The organism is Enterobacter sp. BIDMC109, from assembly GCF_001037885.1.
Classification (GTDB): domain Bacteria; phylum Pseudomonadota; class Gammaproteobacteria; order Enterobacterales; family Enterobacteriaceae; genus Enterobacter; species Enterobacter hormaechei_C.
In genome coordinates this window covers 4,062,802-4,083,315 of sequence record NZ_KQ090002.1, presented here as the reverse complement: position 1 = coordinate 4,083,315, position 20,514 = coordinate 4,062,802, and the positions used below count along the sequence as shown (strand labels likewise).

Sequence of the window (20,514 nt, the reverse complement as noted above, 5' to 3'; positions counted from 1 at the left end):
TAAGGTATGAGCTTTTTTCACGCCAACCAGCGGGAAGCCCTGAATCAGAGCCTGGCCGAAGTAAACGGCCAGATTAACGTCTCTTTTGAATTTTTCCCGCCGCGCACCAGTGAAATGGAGCAAACCCTGTGGAGCTCTATCGATCGTCTGAGCAGCCTCAAGCCGAAGTTCGTCTCCGTGACCTACGGCGCCAACTCCGGTGAGCGTGACCGCACGCACAGCATCATTAAGGGCATTAAAGATCGAACCGGTCTGGAAGCGGCACCGCACCTGACCTGTATCGACGCCACCCGTGATGAATTGCGCGCCATTGCCCAGGACTACTGGAATAACGGCATTCGCCACATTGTGGCCCTGCGCGGCGACCTCCCGCCAGGCAGCGGCAAGCCAGAGATGTTTGCCGCCGATCTGGTCGGGCTGCTGAAAGACGTTGCCGACTTTGATATCTCCGTGGCCGCCTACCCTGAAGTTCACCCGGAAGCCAAAAGCGCCCAGGCGGATCTGCTCAACCTGAAGCGTAAAGTGGAGGCCGGTGCTAACCGCGCGATTACTCAGTTCTTCTTTGACGTGGAAAGCTACCTGCGCTTTCGCGACCGCTGCGTCTCGGCGGGTATTGATGTCGAAATCATTCCTGGCATTCTGCCGGTCTCGAACTTCAAACAGGCGAAGAAATTCGCAGATATGACCAACGTGCGCATTCCGCTGTGGATGTCCAAAATGTACGAAGGGCTGGACGACGATCCGGAAACACGTAAGCTGGTGGGGGCCAATATCGCGATGGACATGGTGAAGATTTTAAGTCGCGAAGGGGTGAAAGATTTCCATTTCTATACCCTGAACCGCGCGGAAATGAGCTACGCCATTTGCCATACGCTCGGTGTTCGCCCGGCGCTGTAAAGTAAAAAACCCCTCATAAAATGAGGGTTTTTTAATCGAACGGAGAGTTAAAAGGTATTAGCTATCGAATCTGTGGATTAATTCAACTATCTCTTATCGCTAGTGGTGTATATCGTAACGGTAACACTGTAAAGGGAGCATAGCGATGAGCATGTCAGACGAGACCAATAACGCGGCATCCGCCGGCAAATGTCCGTTCCACCAGGGCGGCGTCGATCATAGCGCGGGTGCAGGTACCGGCAGCAAAGAATGGTGGCCTAAACAACTTCGCATCGATCTACTTAATCAACACTCCAGCCGTTCTAACCCTCTGGGTGAAGACTTCGACTACCGCAAAGAATTCAGCAAGCTCGACTATTCCGCCCTTAAGGGCGATCTCAAAGCACTGTTAACCGACTCACAACCGTGGTGGCCTGCCGACTGGGGCAGCTATGCGGGCCTGTTTATCCGTATGGCCTGGCACGGTGCGGGTACCTATCGCTCCGTTGACGGTCGCGGCGGCGCCGGACGCGGTCAGCAACGCTTTGCACCGCTGAACTCCTGGCCGGATAACGTCAGCCTGGATAAGGCTCGCCGCCTGCTGTGGCCAATTAAGCAAAAATACGGACAAAAAATCTCCTGGGCTGACCTCTTTATCCTCGCGGGTAACGTGGCGCTGGAGAACTCCGGCTTCCGCACCTTTGGTTTCGGTGCCGGGCGTGAAGACGTCTGGGAACCGGATCTGGACGTGAACTGGGGCGATGAAAAAGCCTGGCTGACCCACCGTGACCCGGAAGCGCTGGCGAAGCGCCCGCTTGCGGCCACTGAAATGGGCCTGATTTACGTTAACCCGGAAGGGCCGAACGCCAGCGGTGAACCGCTGTCTGCGGCGGCGGCGATCCGCGCTACCTTTGGCAACATGGGCATGAATGACGAAGAGACCGTCGCGCTGATTGCGGGCGGCCATACGCTCGGTAAAACGCACGGCGCAGGTGAAGCCACGCACGTGGGCACTGACCCGGAAGCGTCGCCGATTGAAGCGCAGGGCCTGGGCTGGGCCAGCACGCACGGCACCGGTATTGGCGCTGACGCCATCACCTCCGGGCTGGAAGTTATCTGGTCTCAAACCCCGACCCAGTGGAGCAACTACTTCTTCGAGAACCTGTTCAAATACGAATGGGTGCAGACGCGTAGCCCGGCGGGCGCCATTCAGTTTGAAGCCGTGGATGCGCCGGAAATTATGCCTGACCCGTTCGACCCGTCAAAAAAACGCAAGCCAACCATGCTGGTCACCGACCTGACGCTGCGTTTTGATCCGGAATTCGAGAAAATTTCCCGTCGCTTCCTGAACGATCCGCAGGCCTTCAACGAAGCCTTTGCGCGCGCGTGGTTCAAGCTGACCCACCGCGATATGGGGCCAAAAGCGCGGTACATCGGCCCGGAAGTACCGAAAGAAGATCTGATTTGGCAGGATCCGCTGCCTCAACCGGTGTTCCATCCGACGCAGGAAGATATTGAAAGCCTGAAAGCGGAAATCGCGGCCTCTGGTCTCTCCGTGAGCGAGCTGGTTTCCGTGGCCTGGGCGTCGGCATCGACCTTCCGCGGCGGCGACAAGCGTGGCGGCGCTAACGGCGCGCGTCTGGCGCTGGCGCCTCAGCGCGACTGGGATGTGAACGCCGCGGCGGTGCGGGCGTTACCGGCTCTGGAAGCCATCCAGCGCACCACCAACAAAGCTTCACTGGCCGATATCATCGTGCTGGCGGGTGTTGTGGGCGTTGAGCAGGCGGCGAAAGCCGCGGGCGTTTACGTCAACGTACCGTTCACCCCGGGCCGCGTGGATGCGCGTCAGGACCAGACGGACATCGAGATGTTTAACCTGCTCGAACCGGTTGCCGACGGTTTCCGCAACTACCGTGCGCAGGTGGATGTGTCCACTACGGAGTCGCTGCTGATCGACAAAGCCCAGCAGCTGACCCTGACCGCGCCGGAACTGACGGTGCTGATCGGCGGTCTGCGCGTACTGGGTGCAAACTTCGATGGCAGCAAGAATGGCGTGTTTACCAACCGCGAGGGCGTGCTGAGCAACGACTTCTTCGTTAATCTGCTGGATATGAACACCCAGTGGAAAGCGACCGACGACTCAAACGAGCTGTTTGCCGGTAGCGATCGCGCCAGCGGGGAAGTGAAATACACCGCGACCCGCGCCGATCTGGTCTTCGGTTCAAACGCCGTCCTGCGTGCGCTGGCCGAAGTTTACGCCAGCAGTGATGCACACGAGAAGTTCGTTCGTGATTTTGTTGCCGCATGGGCGCGAGTGATGGATTTGGACCGGTTTGATGTGAAGTAACCATTGTGCCGGGTGGCGGCTACGCCTTACCCGGCCTACAAATTAAAGTGCCATGTAGGCCGGGTAAGCGCAGCGCCACCCGGCTTTTTTCGTTACTCCCACTCCTGCAAGAATCGCTGTCCATACTGGTCCGCCACCAGCAGCGCCGCATAGACCTGATCCGGCGTTACGCCGCCAGGCATGTTGTGAATGGTTTCCCCTTCGGCACAGGACGCCTCCGCGATCAGCCGCATTTTGGCCGGAATATCCTCTTTGATATTCAGCTGCGCCAGCGTGATCGGCAGCCCAACACTGTGGCAAAGCGCGGCGACGGTCTCAATTTCTTCAACCGGCGCGTTCTCCAGTACCAGTTGCGTCAGCGTGCCGAATGCGACCTTTTCACCATGGTAGAAATGATGCGCATCCGGCACCGCCGTCATGCCGTTGTGAATGGCATGCGCCGCCGCCAGCCCGCCGCTTTCAAAGCCCACGCCGCTGAGATAGGTGTTGGCTTCGATAATGCGTTCCAGCGTCGGTGTGACCACGTGCTGTTCCGCCGCCAGCATCGCTTTCTCGCCCTCTTCAACCAGCGTGTTGTAGCACAGCTCTGCCAGCGCTAACGCTGCCTGCGTACACTTGCCGCCCGCCATGGTCGTCGCGCCGCTACGTGAGCAGGCACGCGCTTCAAACCAGGTTGCCAGGGCATCGCCAATCCCGGCGGCCAGCAGGCGTGCAGGTGCGCCCGCCACCACTTTGGTATCGACAATCACCATGTTCGGGTTGTGCGGTAGCATCAGGTAGCGATCGAACTCGCCGCTGTCGGTATAAATCACGGAAAGGGCGCTGCACGGCGCATCGGTGGAGGCAATGGTCGGGGCAATGGCCACCGGCACGTCCATAAAGTGGGCCAGCGCTTTGGCAGTATCCAGCGTTTTTCCGCCGCCGATACCCAGCACCGCCAGACAGTCAGCGCTGTCGGCCAGCTTTTTCAGGCGATCGATTTCATTTTGCGAACATTCGCCACCAAATGGTGCAATTTCGGCATGGAGTCCGGCTTTTTTAAAACTCTGGCGCAGGGTTTCTTCAGCAAAACCCAGCACAAATTTATCGCCCACCACCAGCCAGCGATTTGCCAGCGGCTTCAGGTAGTCGCCGAGGCGAGTGAGAACATCTGCGCCCTGGATGTATTTTCCCGGGGATTGAATGACACGGTCCATAACATTACTCCCTTAGTGTTTGAGGTAAATTCTGTCCTGTTCGAACTGCACTAAGAGTGACTCTACTCCCGGCGTGCCGGTCATTTGTTGCGCTACGTCTAAGGGAAACGTGATTGCCTTACCGGTGGCAAAGATTGAGGAGGAGATCAGGGAAGGGGGAAGATCGAGAAGTGCCCGGCAAGCGTAGCGCTGCCGGGCACTGAGCATTAACCGGTGTTGCGCATACCTGCCGCAACGCCTGCTATCGTTACCATCAGCGCCTGTTCAACGCGCGGATCCGGCTCTTTACCTTCCTCCTCCGCCAGACGCGAACGGTGCAGCAGTTCAGCCTGTAAAACGTTCAGCGGGTCGGTGTAGATGTTACGCAGCTGGATAGACTCGGCGATCCACGGCAGGTCTTCCATCAGGTGGGAGTCATTAGCGATATCCAGCACCACTTTAATATCGCCTTCAAGCAGCTCGCGCAGCTCTTTACCCAGCGCCCACAGCTCTGGTTTCACCAGACGCTGATCGTAGTATTCCGCCAGCCACAGGTCGGCTTTCGAGAAGACCATCTCCAGCATGCCCAGACGGGTAGAGAAGAATGGCCAGTCGCGGCACATGGTTTCCAGTTCGCTCTGCTTTCCGTCTTCCACCACTTTTTGCAGCGCCGCACCGGCACCCAGCCAGGCCGGCAGCATCAGACGGTTTTGCGTCCAGGCGAAGATCCACGGAATGGCGCGCAGGGATTCAACGCCGCCGGTCGGGCGACGCTTGGCCGGGCGCGAACCCAGAGGCAGTTTACCCAGCTCCTGCTCAGGCGTTGCTGAGCGGAAGTAAGGCACAAAGTCTTTGTTTTCACGCACGTAGCCGCGATAGAGGTCGCAGGAGATGTCAGACAGCTCGTCCATGATCCGGCACCAGGACTCTTTTGGCTCCGGCGGCGGCAGCAGGTTGGCTTCCAGGATCGCACTGGTATAGAGCGACAGGCTGCTGATGGTCACTTCCGGCAGGCCGTACTTGAAGCGGATCATCTCGCCCTGCTCGGTCACGCGCAGGCCGCCTTTCAGGCTTCCTGGTGGTTGAGAGAGCAGCGCTGCGTGTGCAGGCGCACCGCCACGACCAATGGAGCCGCCGCGTCCGTGGAACAGGGTCAGTTCAATACCGGCTTTTTCGCAGGTTTTGATTAGCGCATCCTGCGCCTGATACTGCGCCCAGGAGGCTGCCATCACGCCCGCATCTTTCGCGGAGTCGGAATAGCCAATCATCACCATCTGTTTGCCCTGAATAAAGCCGCGATACCAGTCGATGTTCAGCAACTGGGTCATCACGTCGTTAGCGTTGTTCAGGTCGTCGAGGGTCTCAAACAGCGGGGCCACTGGCAGAGCATAGTCAATGCCCGCTTCTTTCAGCAGAAGGTGAACGCCCAGCACGTCGGACGGGGTCTTCGCCATGGAGATCACATAGGCGGCCACCGATCCTTTCGGCGCATCCACGATCGCTTTACAGGTGTTGAGTACTTCGCGGGTGTCGTTGCTTGGCTCCCAGTTGCGCGGCAGCAGCGGGCGCTTGGAGTTCAGCTCGCGGATCAGGAACGCCTGTTTGTCGGCTTCTGACCAGCTTTCATAGTCGCCGATGCCGAGGTAGCGGGTCAGCTCGCCCAGTGCTTCGGTATGACGGGTACTTTCCTGACGAACGTCGATACGCACCAGCGGCACGCCGAAACACTTCACGCGGCGCAGGGTGTCGAGCAGTTCGCCGTTGGCAATGATGCCCATCCCACAGGCCTGGAGCGATTTATAGCAGGCGTACAGCGGCTCCCAGAGCTGTTCGTTCTGGCTCAGCAGACCTTCCGGCTTCGGCAGGCGCTGGCCTTTAAGGCGCGCTTCCAGCCAGGCCTGAGTGGCCATCAGCTGACCGCGCAGTTTTTTCATCAGGAAACGGTACGGTTCGCTGGCGCCTTCTTCACCGGCCAGCGCGCGCAGTTCCGGCGTGGCTTCCACCATCGACAGCTCGGAGATCAGCACCTGAATATCTTTCAGGAACAGGTCGGTCGCTTTCCAGCGGCTCAGCAGCAGGACATGGCGGGTGATTTCCGCCGTCACGTTCGGGTTGCCGTCGCGGTCGCCGCCCATCCAGGAGGTAAAGCGCACCGGAACAAAATCAACCGGCAGGCGGTAGCCCAGGTTCTCTTCCAGCTGTTCGTTCAGCTCGCGCAGGTAGTTGGGGACCCCTTCCCACAGGCTGTTTTCCACCACCGCAAAGCCCCATTTGGCTTCGTCGACCGGGCTTGGGCGATGCTTACGAATTTCATCCGTGTGCCAGGACTGGGCAATCAGCTGGCGCAGACGGCGCATAAGCTGGTTACGTTCGTAGTCGGCAATGTCTTTGTTATCCAGTTGCTTCAGACAGTTGTTCACTTCCACCATTTTGTGGATCAGCGTACGACGGGTGATTTCGGTTGGGTGTGCGGTCAGCACCAGCTCCAGCGAAAGGGATTCCACCGCTTTTTTGATGGTCGCTTCGTTGAGGTCGGGCTGGTCTTTGAGTTTACGAAGGGTGCGGGCAATGACTTCCGGGTTGCTGGCCGCTTCGCCTTTTGGCGAAATGCTGTGGTATTGCTCAGCGGTGTTTGCCAGGTTCAGAAACTGGCTGAAGGCGCGGGCAACGGGCAGCAGCTCATCGTTAGAGAGGTTCTGCAAGGTGGTGAGCAGCTCCTGACGATTGGCCTCGTTACCGGCGCGGGAAGATTTGGACAGCTTGCGGATGGTTTCAACGCGGTCGAGGATGTTCTCCCCCAGTGCGTCTTTGATGGTATCTCCAAGCACTTTGCCGAGCATACTGACATTACTACGCAACGCGGAATATTGTTCGTTCATAAAAACCCAGTCACCCCATCATTTTTGTTTATGCCCATGCGAAAATCTTCTGGACATTATTTTGTCATCTCCCTTTATAAAGCCACGTAAAACCCCCGTCGTCAATTGCTGCGAAAACGGTTCAGCAAACGAATAAATGTGGGCAATTTACGAAATTTAATTCGTATTGCGTCAGATAAGAGATGCTTATGGGAATGTGACGGAGATCATGCGATTTGTTGCCCTCACCCTAACCCTCTCCCACAGGGAGAGGGGACTGTTCGGTGCGTTTTTAATGCCAGCAGAAGTGATGCACAACCTGGGTAATGAGTTCGCGGGTGGGTTTGATGAAGCGGGTTTCGAGATATTCGTCCGGCTGGTGGGCCTGGTTGATGGAGCCAGGGCCCAGAACCAGCGTCGGGCACAGTGTCTGAATAAACGGCGCTTCGGTGCAGTAGTTCACCACGTCGGTTTTCTCGCCGAGCAGTTTTTCCACCACCTGAACCAGCTGGTGGTCAGGCGGACATTCGTAGCCCGGAATCGGCGGATGCAGTTCGGAGACCGTCAGACGTCCCGGCCAGCGCTCGCTGACCGGCGCCAGCGCTTCGTTCAGTAAGCCATCCAGATCGCTCAGCGTCATGCCCGGCAGAGGACGGATATCCATATGCAGTTCGCAGCAGGCGCAGATACGGTTGGACGCATCACCGCCGTGCAGGCTGCCGAGGTTTAGCGTCGGATACGGCACGGTGAACGCCTCGTAGTGATAGCGCTCTTTCAGATCGTCGCGCAGGGTCATGATGCGGCCAATCGCGTCATGCATCAGCTCAATGGCGTTCACGCCGCGCGCCGGATCGCTGGAGTGGCCGGACTGTCCGAGCACGCGCACCGCGGTAGAAATATGGCCTTTATGCGCCCGAATCGGTTGCAGAGAGGTCGGTTCGCCGATGATCGCGCAGTCAGGACGAATCGATGTATTTTCAGAGAAATAACGTGCGCCCGCCATGCTGGTCTCTTCATCGGCGGTCGCCAGAATGTAGAGCGGCTTTTTCAGGGTTGTCACGTCCACGTCACGCAGCGCGTCGAGGATAAAGGCGAAAAAGCCTTTCATGTCGGCGGTGCCCAGACCATAAAGCTTGTTGTCATGCTCGGTCAGCGTGAACGGATCGCGCGTCCAGCGGCCATCGTCAAACGGCACGGTGTCAGTGTGGCCAGCCAGCAGCAGGCCGCCCGCGCCATGTCCGGTACTGGCGAGCAGGTTAAATTTATGGCGTGTTCCGGGGACGGGCTGAACCTCAACGTTAAACCCAAGATCGCTAAACCAACCCGCCAGCAGATTGATTAAAGACTCATTGCTCTGATCCAGGGCTTCTTCCGTCGCGCTGATGGACGGTGTGGCAATCAGGGCGCGGTAGATCTCGATAAATGGCGGTAAGTTCATTTTCATTGTTGACACACCTTAGGTCGTGATAGTATCAATATTCATGCAATAAATATGAATAAAAATACATTAACGTTGAGCATAAAGGAACCCGATGTTGAATACGCTGATTGTAGGCGCTAGCGGTTATGCGGGCGCAGAGCTTGTAAGCTACGTAAATCGCCACCCTCATATGACCATAACCGCTTTGACCGTGTCAGCGCAAAGCAATGATGCCGGAAAGTTAATTTCCGATTTGCATCCACAGCTTAAGGGCGTGGTTGATTTGCCTTTGCAGCCCATGTCTGACATCAGCGAGTTCACCGACGGCGTTGACGTTGTGTTTTTAGCCACGGCGCATGAAGTTAGCCACGACCTGGCACCGCAATTTTTAGCGGCCGGCTGCGTGGTCTTTGATCTCTCCGGCGCGTTTCGCGTTAACGACAGCGCGTTCTACGAAAAATATTATGGTTTCACCCATCAGCACCCGGATCTGCTCGAAAAAGCGGTGTACGGCCTGGCGGAGTGGAGCGCTGACAAACTGAAAGAAGCGGATCTGATTGCCGTGCCGGGCTGCTACCCGACGGCGGCGCAGCTTTCCCTGAAGCCGCTGATCGACGCCGGTCTGCTGGATCTGCATCAGTGGCCGGTGATCAACGCCACCAGTGGCGTGAGCGGCGCCGGGCGCAAAGCGGCGATCTCCAACAGCTTCTGCGAAGTGAGCCTTCAGCCGTATGGCGTGTTTAATCACCGTCATCACCCTGAAATCACCACCCATCTGGGCGCGGACGTGATTTTCACCCCGCACCTCGGCAGCTTCCCGCGTGGGATCCTCGAAACCATTACCTGCCGCCTGAAGCCGGGTGTGGCCAAAGAACAGGTGAGCGAGGTCTTCACGCAGGCGTATGCGGATAAACCGCTGGTGCGCCTGTATGACAAAGGCGTGCCGGCGTTGAAAAACGTGGTTGGCCTGCCGTTCTGCGACATCGGCTTTGCCGTGCAGGGCGAGCATCTCATCGTTGTCGCCACAGAAGATAACTTACTCAAAGGCGCTGCCGCACAGGCAATGCAGTGTGCAAATATTCGTTTCGGCTTCCCTGAAACGCAGGCTCTTATTTAAGGTGTGATGATGAATCCATTAATTATCAAACTCGGTGGTGTACTGCTGGACAGCGAAGAAGCGCTGGAGCGCCTGTTTACCGCACTGGTGAACTATCGTGAATCACACCAACGTCCGCTGGTGATTGTGCACGGCGGCGGCTGCGTGGTGGATGAGCTGATGAAAGGGCTCAACCTGCCGGTGAAAAAGAAAAATGGCCTGCGCGTGACGCCTGCGGACCAGATTGACATCATTACCGGCGCGCTGGCGGGCACGGCGAACAAAACGTTGCTGGCATGGGCGAAGAAACACCATATTGCGTCCGTTGGCCTCTACCTGGGCGATGGCGATAGCGTAAAAGTGACCCAGCTCGACGAAGAGCTTGGCCATGTTGGACTGGCGCAGCCTGGTTCGCCTAAGCTGATTAACACTCTGCTGGAAGGCGGTTTCCTGCCGGTGGTGAGCTCAATCGGCGTGACCGAAGAGGGCGAGCTGATGAACGTCAATGCGGACCAGGCGGCAACCGCGCTGGCGGCCACGCTGGGCGCAGATCTGATCCTGCTCTCCGACGTGAGCGGCATACTGGACGGCAAAGGCCAGCGCATTGCGGAAATGACCGCCGCAAAAGCCGAGCAGCTGATCGATCAGGGCATTATCACCGACGGCATGATCGTTAAAGTGAACGCCGCGCTGGATGCGGCACGCACGCTGGGTCGCCCGGTGGATATCGCCTCCTGGCGTCACGCGGAGCAACTCCCGGCGCTGTTTAACGGTACGCCGATTGGTACGCGTATTCTGGCTTAAGTTTCTGTGCCGGATGGCGCTTCGCTTATCCGGCCTACGTGAATTTTGTTGGCCCGGTAAGCGCAGCGCCACCGGGCAAAAATATCATCATTAAGGAAATTCGTTATGGCACTTTGGGGTGGGCGTTTTACACAGGCAGCGGATCAGCGGTTCAAACAGTTCAACGACTCTTTGCGCTTCGACTACCGCCTGGCCGAACAGGATATTGTCGGCTCTGTGGCCTGGTCCAAAGCGCTGGTGACCGTTGGCGTGCTGACCGCAGACGAACAGCAGCAGCTGGAAGAGGCGCTGAACAACCTGCTGGAAGAGGTGCGTCTGGATCCGGAGCAAATCCTCCAGAGCGATGCCGAAGATATTCACAGCTGGGTGGAAGGCAAACTGATCGACAAAGTCGGCCAGTTGGGTAAAAAGCTCCATACCGGGCGTAGCCGTAATGACCAGGTGGCGACCGACCTGAAGCTGTGGTGCAAAGAGACCGTCGGCGTACTGCTGGCGGCGAATCGTCAGTTGCAGAGCGCGCTGGTGGACACCGCGCAGAGCAATCAGGATGCTGTGATGCCGGGTTATACCCACCTGCAACGCGCGCAGCCGGTGACGTTCGCGCACTGGTGTCTGGCCTACGTTGAGATGCTGGCGCGTGATGAGAGCCGTTTACAGGATACCTTAAAGCGTCTGGACGTCAGCCCGCTGGGCAGCGGCGCGCTGGCCGGTACGGCGTATGAAATCGACCGTGAGCAGCTGGCAGGCTGGCTGGGCTTTGCCTCCGCCACCCGCAACAGCCTGGACAGCGTCTCTGACCGTGACCACGTGCTGGAGCTGCTCTCGAATGCCTCTATCGGGATGGTGCACCTGTCGCGCTTTGCCGAAGACCTGATCTTCTTTAACTCTGGCGAAGCGGGGTTTGTAGAGCTGTCCGACCGCGTGACGTCCGGCTCCTCCCTGATGCCGCAGAAGAAAAACCCGGATGCGCTGGAGCTGATCCGCGGCAAGTGTGGCCGTGTGCAGGGCGCGCTGACCGGTATGATGATGACCCTGAAAGGGCTGCCGCTGGCATACAACAAAGACATGCAGGAAGACAAAGAGGGGCTGTTCGACGCGCTCGACACCTGGCTGGACTGTCTGCATATGGGCGCGCTGGTGCTGGACGGCATTCAGGTGAAACGTCCGCGCTGCCAGGAAGCGGCGCAGCAGGGGTATGCTAACTCTACCGAGCTGGCGGACTACCTGGTGGCGAAAGGCGTACCGTTCCGCGAGGCGCACCATATTGTGGGTGAAGCGGTGGTGGAAGCGATTCGTCAGGGTAAAGCCCTTGAAGAGCTGGCGCTTGCCGACCTGCAAAAATTCAGCGCGGTTATCGGGGAGGATGTCTACCCGATTCTGGCCCTGCAATCCTGCCTGGATAAGCGTGCAGCGAAAGGCGGCGTGTCGCCGAAGCAGGTAGCGCAGGCGATTGCGGATGCGAAAAACCGGTTGGTTTGAATTGGTTTGAATAGTGCGGGCTGGTGCCCTCACCCCGGCCCTCTCCCACAGGGAGAGGGAGAAAAACGGAGCCTGGCTTAGTGCTGGGCTTTTTTTTACGCAAAAAAAAGCGGACCACGGGGTCCGCAAAAGTTCACGTTGGCTTTAGTTTTTCGAGTTTTGAGAGAAACTCGCTGACGGTGCGGGGACGTCAAGGGTCAAACACGTGCCGCCTCGTCTATGTGATGTATTATTCAACAGAATGCTTGATAGGGATAATCGTTCGTTGCTATGCTATCTATCGCCATGAACTATCGTGGCGACGGAGGATGAATAATGAATATTCGTGATCTTGAATACCTGGTAGCGTTAGCTGAGCATCGCCATTTTCGCCGCGCGGCAGACTCCTGCCACGTCAGCCAGCCCGCGCTGAGCGGTCAGATCCGCAAGCTGGAAGATGAGCTGGGCGTGATGCTGCTGGAGCGCACCAGTCGTAAGGTACTGTTCACGCAGGCAGGTCTTCTGCTGGTGGATCAGGCGCGCACCGTACTGCGCGAGGTCAAAGTGCTCAAGGAAATGGCAAGCCAGCAGGGGGAAGCGATGTCCGGCCCGCTGCATATTGGCCTGATCCCAACCGTTGGCCCGTACCTGTTGCCGCAAATCATTCCGATGCTGCACCAGACGTTCCCGAAACTCGAAATGTACCTGCATGAAGCGCAAACCCATCAGCTGCTGGCGCAGCTGGACAGCGGCAAGCTCGACTGCGCGATCCTGGCGCTGGTCAAAGAGAGTGAAGCGTTTATTGAAGTACCGCTGTTCGATGAGCCGATGATGCTGGCGATCTATGAAGATCACCCGTGGGCGAACCGCGATCGCGTGCCGATGGCCGATCTGGCCGGGGAAAAGCTGCTGATGCTGGAAGATGGCCACTGTCTGCGCGATCAGGCGATGGGCTTCTGCTTCGAAGCGGGTGCCGATGAAGATACCCATTTCCGCGCAACCAGCCTGGAAACGCTGCGTAATATGGTGGCGGCGGGAAGCGGTATTACGCTGCTGCCGGCGCTGGCGGTGCCGCACGAGCGTAAACGTGATGGCGTGGTCTATCTGCCGTGTATTAAGCCGGAGCCGCGTCGCACCATTGGTCTGGTTTATCGTCCGGGGTCACCGCTGCGCAGCCGCTATGAGCAGCTGGCAGAGGCCATCCGGGGTGCGATGGATGGCCATTTCGACAGCGCGTTAAAACAGGCGGTTTAAGCCGTTCAGCGCAGCTACCCGATAGGCTTCCGCCATGGTCGGGTAGTTAAAGGTGGTGTTAACGAAGTACTCAATGGTGTTGCCACCACCTTTTTGCTCCATGATCGCCTGGCCGATATGAATGATTTCCGCCGCGCGTTCACCGAAGCAGTGAATACCGAGGATCTCTTTCGTCTCGCGATGGAACAGGATCTTAAGCGTACCTACGCTCATCCCCACGATTTGCGCCCGCGCCAGATGTTTAAACTGGGCACGACCCACCTCGTAAGGCACCTTCATGGCCGTCAGCTGCTGCTCGGTTTTGCCGACAGAGCTGATTTCCGGAATGGTGTAGATGCCCGTCGGGATATCTTCAATCAGATGCGCCGTCGCTTCACCTTTCACCAGCGCCTGTGCGGCGATGCGGCCCTGATCGTACGCGGCGGAGGCCAGGCTTGGGTAACCAATCACGTCACCGACCGCGTAAACGTGCGGCAGCGCAGTCTGGTACATGCTGTTGACCTTGAGCTGACCGCGGCTGTCGGTTTCAAGCCCGATATTCTCCAGCTGCAATGAATCCGTGTTGCCGGTACGGCCGTTGGCGTACAGCAGGCAGTCCGCCTTCAGCTTCTTACCGGATTTCAGGTGCATGATCACACCGTCGTCGCAGCCTTCGATTTTCTCGTACTCTTCGTTGTGGCGAATCACCACACCGCTGTTCCAGAAGTGGTAGGAGAGGGAATCTGACATCTCCTGATCGAGGAACGCCAGCAGCCGGTCTCGGGTGTTGATCAGATCAACTTTGACCTCCATTCCGCGGAAGATCGACGCATATTCACAGCCAATCACCCCCGCACCGTAGATGATCACATGGCGTGGCTCGTGGTGCAGGCTGAGGATGGAGTCGCTGTCGTAAATGCGCGGGTGCGAGAAATCCACGTCTGCCGGATGGTAAGGACGGGAGCCGCAGGCGATCACAAATTTTTCAGCGGTGAGCGTCTCAACCGAACCGTCGTGGCACTCCAGCGCCAGGGTGTGTTCATCCACAAAATGCGCGTTCCCTTGCAGAATTTCACAGTGGTTGCGCTCATAGAAACCCTGACGCATGCGCGTCTGCTGGTTAATGACCGTGTCTGCGTGATTCAGGATATCGGCAAAGGAGGAGCGAAGAAGTCGGGAGTGGTCGCTGTAAAGAGGGTTCTGGTTAAATTCGATAATGCGGCTAACGGCGTGGCGGAGGGCTTTCGAAGGGATGGTGCCCCAGTGGGTGCAACCGCCGCCGACGTTATGGTAGCGCTCAATAACCGCTACTCTGGCTCCCTGTTTTACCAGACCCATAGCAGCACCTTCGCCGCCGGGGCCGGAACCAATAACTATTGCGTCGTAATCGTAGGAATGTGGCATGGCAAGGCTTACCTGTTCTTATACATAAAAGCAACAGAATCATAACATCATTGCCAGGGTAACCCAATTATCGTTGTGCTTTTTTCGGGCAGTGGAGCACAAACCGCCCGTAAACAATCATTCACAAAGCCAGGTAAACAGATTAATTTTATTCTCTGGTATAGTGCCAACGGGCCTTTGGAAGGATTCAACTATCGTGATGGGCGTAAGAGCACAACAAAAAGAGAAAACCCGGCGTTCGCTGGTGGAAGCCGCATTCAGTCAACTGAGTGCTGAGCGGAGTTTTGCCAGTTTGAGCCTGCGTGAAGTGGCGCGCGAGGCCGGGATTGCGCCAACGTCCTTCTATCGTCATTTCCGTGATGTGGATGAACTGGGCTTGACCATGGTCGACGAGAGCGGTTTGATGCTGCGCCAGCTTATGCGTCAGGCGCGTCAGCGTATCGCCAAAGGCGGCAGCGTGATCCGCACCTCCGTGTCGACATTTATGGAATTTATCGGCAATAACCCTAACGCGTTTCGCCTGCTGTTGCGTGAGCGTTCCGGAACGTCAGCCGCGTTTCGTGCCGCCGTCGCGCGTGAAATTCAGCATTTCATCGCGGAACTTGCCGACTATCTTGAACTCGAAAACCATATGCCGCGTGCGTTTACTGAAGCACAGGCCGAGGCGATGGTGACGATTGTTTTCAGCGCGGGTGCCGAAGCGCTGGATGTCAGCATTGAACAACGTAAGCAACTCGAAGAGCGACTGGTATTGCAGCTGCGGATGATTTCTAAAGGTGCGTACTACTGGTATCGCCGTGAACAAGAGAAGATGGCACATCAAAACGATGAGTGAAGGTGAGTAATGAAACAGTCAGGTCAGGATAAAGGAACGCTGTTGCTGGCATTGATCGCTGGCTTATCCATTAATGGTACGTTTGCGGCGGTTTTTAGCTCAATTGTACCGTTCTCGATTTTCCCGATTATCGCGCTGGTGCTGACGGTGTACTGCCTGCATCAACGTTATCTGAACCGCACCATGCCGGTTGGGTTACCGGGACTGGCCGCAGCCTGTTTTATTCTGGGTGTACTGTTGTACAGCACCGTGGTGCGCGCAGAGTATCCGGATATTGGCTCTAACTTCCTGCCTGCGGTACTGTCTGTGGCGCTGGTGTTCTGGATTGGCTCGCGCATGCGTAGCCGCAAGAGCCAGTTACCGGAGTAATGAATTATTTGTAGGGCAGGTAAGCGAAGCGCCATCTGCCAAAAAATGCCGGATGGCGCTACGCTTATCCGGCCTACAGATCACCGTGCGGTAAGTAAAACGCCGCACTCCATATGGTGCGTATACGGGAACTGATCGAACAGCGCCAGACGTTCAACCTTGTGCGTCTGGCTTAATGTTTCCAGATTCTTGCACAGCGTCTCCGGGTTACAGGAGATGTACAAAATACGCGGGTACGCCTGCACCATCTTCTCGGTTTCGCTGTCCAGGCCACTGCGCGGCGGATCGACAAAAATTGTCTCACACTGGTAGCTCTTCAAATCAATCCCTTGCAGGCGGTTAAACTCGCGTACGCCGTTCATCGCCTGGGTAAATTCTTCTGCCGCCATACGAATAATTTGTACGTTATCAATATGGTTAGCGGCGATGTTGTACTGCGCGGCGGCCACCGACGGTTTGGCGATTTCCGTCGCCAGCACGCGCTCGAAATTACGCGCCAGCGCCAGCGAGAAGTTGCCGTTACCGCAGTAGAGCTCCAGCAGATCGCCCTTAGACCCTTCTGTCGCCTTCAGCGCCCACTCAAGCATCTGCACGTTCATGGCGGCATTCGGCTGGGTGAAGCTGTTCTCTACCTGACGGTAAACCATCTCTTTACCTGCTACCGGCAGACGCTCGTCGATGTAATCCTGGTCCAGCATGATTTTGGTTTTGGTCGCGCGGCCAATCAGGTGCACGTTGATGTTCTGCGCGCGCAGCGCATCGCGCAGGGCTTCTGCCTGCTCGCGCCACTCGTCGGTCAGCGCTTTGTGATAGAGCAGAGAAACAATGGCCTGATTGCTTTGGGTGGTCAGGTAGTCAATCTGGAACAGCTTGTTGCGCAGCACCGGATTGTTGCGTACACCGTCGATCATTAGCGTCATCAGCTGGTTGATGAGCTCACTCGCCGCCGGAAAACTGTCTACGCGAATGCGGGATTTCGTCTGCTGATCGAAAATGATGTGGTACAGGTCATCGCCATCGTGCCAGATGCGGAACTCAGCGCGCATACGGTAGTGGCTGACCGGAGAACGAAACACCTCGGGAACGGGCGCGTTGAAAGGCGTCATCATACTTTGCAGGCGGACAACTTTTTCTGCCAGCTGTGCGTCGTACTGTTCTGTCGGGAGGTGTTCGGGGGTCATGATGCGTCCTGAGTGATAAAGAATTACGCGGGGATTGTAGGGATTGTGCAGTGGATGTCCAGATTTAATGGCTAATAGCTATCTGGACATCTATACGTGTCTAATTGTAGCATTCTGTTTCCGGTCTCCTGAGAGTGAAAAGGGAATCCAGTGCAAATCTGGAGCTGACGCGCAGCGGTAAAGACTGGCGGGATGAGAGTTGTAGACACTGTGAAAATGGGAAGTCTTCATCCGTATAACGCCACCCAGCCCGAAGACCTGCCGGGATCACGTCGCATTTGGTTTCATCATCGCGTGCTATCGATGAGGCCTGCGGCATCCTTCTTATATTGTGGATGCTTTAACAATGATTAAAAAAGTATCGCTGTTGACGGCGTTTTCCGTCACGGCATTTTCGGGCTGGGCGCAGGAAAGCGCCGACTCGTTGGTGGTGACAGCAAACCGTTTCGAACAACCAGCAAAAACCGTTCTGGCTCCGACCTCCGTCGTGACCCGTGAGGATATTGAACGCTGGCAGGCAACGAGTGTTGTGGAAATCATGTCACGCCTGCCGGGTGTGGACATCGCACAAAGCGGCGGGATGGGGTCAACCTCTTCAACGTTTATTCGCGGTACGGAATCCCGCCATGTTCTGGTACTGATTGATGGTATCCCCCTGAATAATGCCGGGATCAGCAATGTTCCCGATTTAAGCCAAATTCCGACGTCGCTGATTCAGCGTATTGAGTACATTCGCGGCCCACGTTCGGCGCTGTATGGCTCCGACGCGATTGGCGGTGTGATTAACATCATTACCGGGCGCGACAAGCCGGGTGCGGAAATTTCTGCGGGTGTCGGTTCAAAGGGGTATCAAAACTATAACGGTGCCTTCCAGCAGGTGTTCGATAAAACCAAAATCACCATGGCCGGTGATTATACCTATACCCGTGGTTTTGATATTGCCGCAAAAGATGCCCCGCGCCAGCCAGACCGCGATGGTTTTATGAGTAAATCGCTATTTGGCTCGGTGGAGCAGCAGTTTACCGACAGCGTCAGCGGATTCGTCCGTGGCTTTGGCTACGATAACCGCTCCGCGTATGACGGTTACGATCACTATGGTGCGACCGGCATTGATGGGCGGCCGGACACGCGTCAGGTTTACAGCCAGAACTGGGACACCGGGTTGCGCTATAACCAGGGTATTTTCCAGTCACAGCTGGTGGCAGGGTATGGCCGTAGCAAAGATCAGAACTATGATCCGAAAAAAGGCCGCTACGCTGACTCCGCAACCATGGATGACGTGAAGCAGTACACCACCCAGTGGCTGAATACGGTTGAAGTGGGTCACGGCAATATCGGCGCGGGTCTGGACTGGCAGAAGCAGAAAACCCAGGCGGGTACGGGCTATCTGGAAAAAGGTTACGAACAACGTAATACCGGCGTGTTCCTTTCGGCGATGCAGCAGTTCAACAGCGTGACGCTGGAAGCGGCGGCGCGTAATGACGATAACTCTAATTTTGGCAATCACGCCACCTGGCAGACCAGCGCCGCATGGGAGTTCATCGAGGGGTATCGCATCATCGGTTCTTACGGTACAGCGTATAAAGCACCGACCATGAGCCAGATCCACAGTAAAGATTACGGTAATCCGGATCTGAAGCCAGAAGAGAGTAAGCAGTGGGAAGGTGGCTTTGAAGGTCTGACTGGGCCGGTAAACTGGCGTGTGACGGGCTATCGTAATGATATCGATAACCTCATTAATAGCGACCCGCGGACTTACCGTTATTACAACGTCGATGAAGCCCGTATTAAAGGAATCGAGGCGACGGCCCAGTTCGACACTGGCCCGGTAGGGCATCAGATTTCTTACGACTACGTCGACCCGCGTAATGCGAAAACTAACGAAGTCCTGGCTCGTCGCTCAAAGCAACAGGTTAAGTATCAGCTTGACTGGCAGGTGTGGGATCTCGACTGGAATCTGGCGTACCGTTATCTGGGCACTCGCTATGACGTTGCCGTTGATCCGAATACCTACGCCACAGAACGCGTGAAAATGGGCGGCGTCAGCCTGTGGGACGTCGCGGTTTCATATCCTGTCACCTCTCATCTCACAGTTCGTGGTAAAATAGCCAACCTGTTCGATAAAGATTACGAGACAGTTTATGGCTACCAAACTGCAGGACGGGAATACACCTTGTCTGGCAGCTACCCCTTCTGATCCGCGTCCCACCGTGCTGGTGTTTGATTCCGGCGTCGGTGGGCTGTCGGTCTATGATGAGATTCGGCAGCTCCTGCCGGATCTCCATTACATCTACGCCTTCGATAACGTCGCGTTCCCGTATGGGGAAAAGAGTGAAGACTTTATTGTTGAACGTGTGGTTGAAATCGTCACCGCGGTACAAAAGCGTTATCCCCTGGCGCTGGCGGTCATTGCCTGTAATACGGCAAGCACGGTCTCTCTTCCTGCCCTGCGCGAAAAATTCCCGTTCCCGGTTGTGGGCGTTGTTCCGGCAATCAAACCTGCGGCGCGTCTGACGGCGAACGGCATTGTGGGGTTGCTGGCTACGCGCGGTACGGTAAAACGTCCTTATACGCGTGAGCTTATAGAGCGCTTTGCCAATGAATGCCAGATCGCCATGCTCGGCTCCGCGGAGCTGGTGGAAATGGCGGAAGCGAAACTGCACGGCGAGACGGTATCGCTTGAAGAGCTGCGCCGTATTCTGCGTCCATGGCTGCGGATGCAGGAACCACCGGATACGGTTGTTCTCGGCTGCACCCATTTCCCGCTATTACAGGAAGAGCTGTTAAAGGTTCTGCCTGAAGGGACCCGGCTGGTGGATTCCGGTGCTGCGATTGCGCGTCGGACGGCCTGGCTGCTGGAACACGAGGCGCCGGATGCGAAATCAGCGGATGCGAACATCGCTTTCTGTATGGCGATAACAAAAGAAACCGAACAACTTTTGCCCGTTTTACGTCGTTATGGCTTCGAAACGCTCGAAAAACTGGCGCTGTAGCACGGTTTTGAGCAAAAAAGAGACGGTTGAACGTTTTTTTTCAAAGAGGGGTTGTCAACGTCGGAGAACTCCCTATAATGCGCCTCCACTGACACGGAACAACGGCTTACAAGCCGCCGGGACAGCGGGGTTCAGAGATGAATGCCAACAGAGAAAAGTGAAAATAATTGCTTGACTCTGAATGAGGAAAACGTAATATACGGGACCTCGCAACGATGAGCTGAAAGCCGCGTTGCAACTGCTCTTTAACAATTTATCAGACAATCTGTGTGGGCACTCAAAGTGACATGGATTCTTAATGTCCTCGGACACTAAATGAATACCAAGTCTCAACGAGTGAACACGTAATTCATTACGAAGTTTAATTCATTGAGCATCAAACTTTTAAATTGAAGAGTTTGATCATGGCTCAGATTGAACGCTGGCGGCAGGCCTAACACATGCAAGTCGAACGGTAACAGGAAG

15 protein-coding genes and 1 riboswitch are annotated in these 20,514 nt (G+C 56.4%); of the genes, 10 read left to right on the top strand and 5 right to left on the bottom strand.

The annotated features are described in order from the left end of the window. Positions 1 to 6 precede the first annotated feature (6 nt). Both metF and katG read left to right on the top strand, forming a co-directional pair. Positions 7 to 897: a methylenetetrahydrofolate reductase gene (gene metF, locus SK62_RS19210; RefSeq protein WP_003862045.1), complete on the top strand. Its 891-nt coding sequence runs from the start codon at positions 7 to 9 to the stop codon at positions 895 to 897. 145 nt (positions 898 to 1,042) lie between these two features. Then, positions 1,043 to 3,223 carry a catalase/peroxidase HPI gene (gene katG / locus SK62_RS19205; RefSeq protein ID WP_017383105.1) on the top strand — a complete coding sequence of 727 codons (2,181 nt, stop codon included), beginning with the start codon at positions 1,043 to 1,045 and terminating at the stop codon, positions 3,221 to 3,223. Between the two features lie 92 nt (positions 3,224 to 3,315). Here the strand turns inward: katG and SK62_RS19200 are convergent, their stop codons facing one another. The 3 genes from SK62_RS19200 to argE form a co-directional block, all read right to left on the bottom strand. Further along, entirely contained in the window at positions 3,316 to 4,419 is a 1,104-nt protein-coding gene (locus tag SK62_RS19200; protein WP_048249814.1) for a bifunctional L-1,2-propanediol dehydrogenase/glycerol dehydrogenase, read from the bottom strand. A gap of 206 nt (positions 4,420 to 4,625) precedes the next feature. Then, positions 4,626 to 7,277 carry a phosphoenolpyruvate carboxylase gene (gene ppc, locus SK62_RS19190; RefSeq protein ID WP_017383108.1) on the bottom strand — a complete coding sequence of 884 codons (2,652 nt, stop codon included), beginning with the start codon at positions 7,275 to 7,277 and terminating at the stop codon, positions 4,626 to 4,628. Between the two features lie 271 nt (positions 7,278 to 7,548). Next, entirely contained in the window at positions 7,549 to 8,700 is a 1,152-nt protein-coding gene (argE, locus tag SK62_RS19185; protein WP_015569956.1) for an acetylornithine deacetylase, read from the bottom strand. A gap of 88 nt (positions 8,701 to 8,788) precedes the next feature. Here argE and argC point away from each other — a divergent pair, with 88 nt between their 5' ends. From argC to oxyR, 4 genes are all read left to right on the top strand, one after another. Beyond that, the gene (argC, locus tag SK62_RS19180; protein ID WP_047718191.1) at positions 8,789 to 9,793 is read left to right on the top strand and encodes an N-acetyl-gamma-glutamyl-phosphate reductase; all 1,005 of its coding nucleotides are present in this window, start codon (positions 8,789 to 8,791) and stop codon (positions 9,791 to 9,793) included. Positions 9,794 to 9,799: 6 nt separating this feature from the next. Continuing rightward, positions 9,800 to 10,576, top strand: a complete 777-nt coding sequence (argB, locus tag SK62_RS19175; protein ID WP_006808651.1) for an acetylglutamate kinase — start codon at positions 9,800 to 9,802, stop codon at positions 10,574 to 10,576. A gap of 105 nt (positions 10,577 to 10,681) precedes the next feature. Further along, positions 10,682 to 12,055, top strand: coding sequence for an argininosuccinate lyase (argH, locus tag SK62_RS19170; protein ID WP_047718194.1), 1,374 nt, complete (start codon positions 10,682 to 10,684; stop codon positions 12,053 to 12,055). 315 nt (positions 12,056 to 12,370) lie between these two features. Beyond that, a complete protein-coding gene (gene oxyR, locus SK62_RS19165) occupies positions 12,371 to 13,288 on the top strand; it encodes a DNA-binding transcriptional regulator OxyR (protein ID WP_048249812.1) in 918 nt (305 codons plus the stop codon). On the opposite strand, the gene sthA is transcribed toward oxyR, so the two are convergent. Then, positions 13,271 to 14,671 (bottom strand): Si-specific NAD(P)(+) transhydrogenase, encoded by a 1,401-nt coding sequence (sthA, locus tag SK62_RS19160; RefSeq protein ID WP_003862057.1) that lies wholly within the window; start codon positions 14,669 to 14,671, stop codon positions 13,271 to 13,273. The genes oxyR and sthA overlap by 18 nt on opposite strands. 196 nt (positions 14,672 to 14,867) lie before the next feature. Between sthA and fabR the strand changes: the two genes are divergently transcribed. Beyond that, a complete protein-coding gene (fabR, locus tag SK62_RS19155) occupies positions 14,868 to 15,506 on the top strand; it encodes an HTH-type transcriptional repressor FabR (protein ID WP_059295810.1) in 639 nt (212 codons plus the stop codon). 9 nt (positions 15,507 to 15,515) lie between these two features. After that, positions 15,516 to 15,875 (top strand): YijD family membrane protein, encoded by a 360-nt coding sequence (locus SK62_RS19150; RefSeq protein WP_017383113.1) that lies wholly within the window; start codon positions 15,516 to 15,518, stop codon positions 15,873 to 15,875. Positions 15,876 to 15,955: 80 nt separating this feature from the next. On the opposite strand, the gene trmA is transcribed toward SK62_RS19150, so the two are convergent. Beyond that, positions 15,956 to 17,056, bottom strand: coding sequence for a tRNA (uridine(54)-C5)-methyltransferase TrmA (gene trmA / locus SK62_RS19145; RefSeq protein ID WP_003862063.1), 1,101 nt, complete (start codon positions 17,054 to 17,056; stop codon positions 15,956 to 15,958). A gap of 104 nt (positions 17,057 to 17,160) precedes the next feature. After that, a riboswitch (cobalamin riboswitch) is annotated at positions 17,161 to 17,337 on the top strand. Positions 17,338 to 17,402: 65 nt separating this feature from the next. Here trmA and btuB point away from each other — a divergent pair. Both btuB and murI read left to right on the top strand, forming a co-directional pair. Further along, the gene (gene btuB / locus SK62_RS19140) at positions 17,403 to 19,253 is read left to right on the top strand and encodes a TonB-dependent vitamin B12 receptor BtuB (protein ID WP_047718196.1); all 1,851 of its coding nucleotides are present in this window, start codon (positions 17,403 to 17,405) and stop codon (positions 19,251 to 19,253) included. Then, a complete protein-coding gene (gene murI, locus SK62_RS19135) occupies positions 19,198 to 20,049 on the top strand; it encodes a glutamate racemase (RefSeq protein WP_003862067.1) in 852 nt (283 codons plus the stop codon). The genes btuB and murI overlap by 56 nt, the downstream gene beginning before the upstream one ends. Positions 20,050 to 20,514 lie beyond the last annotated feature (465 nt).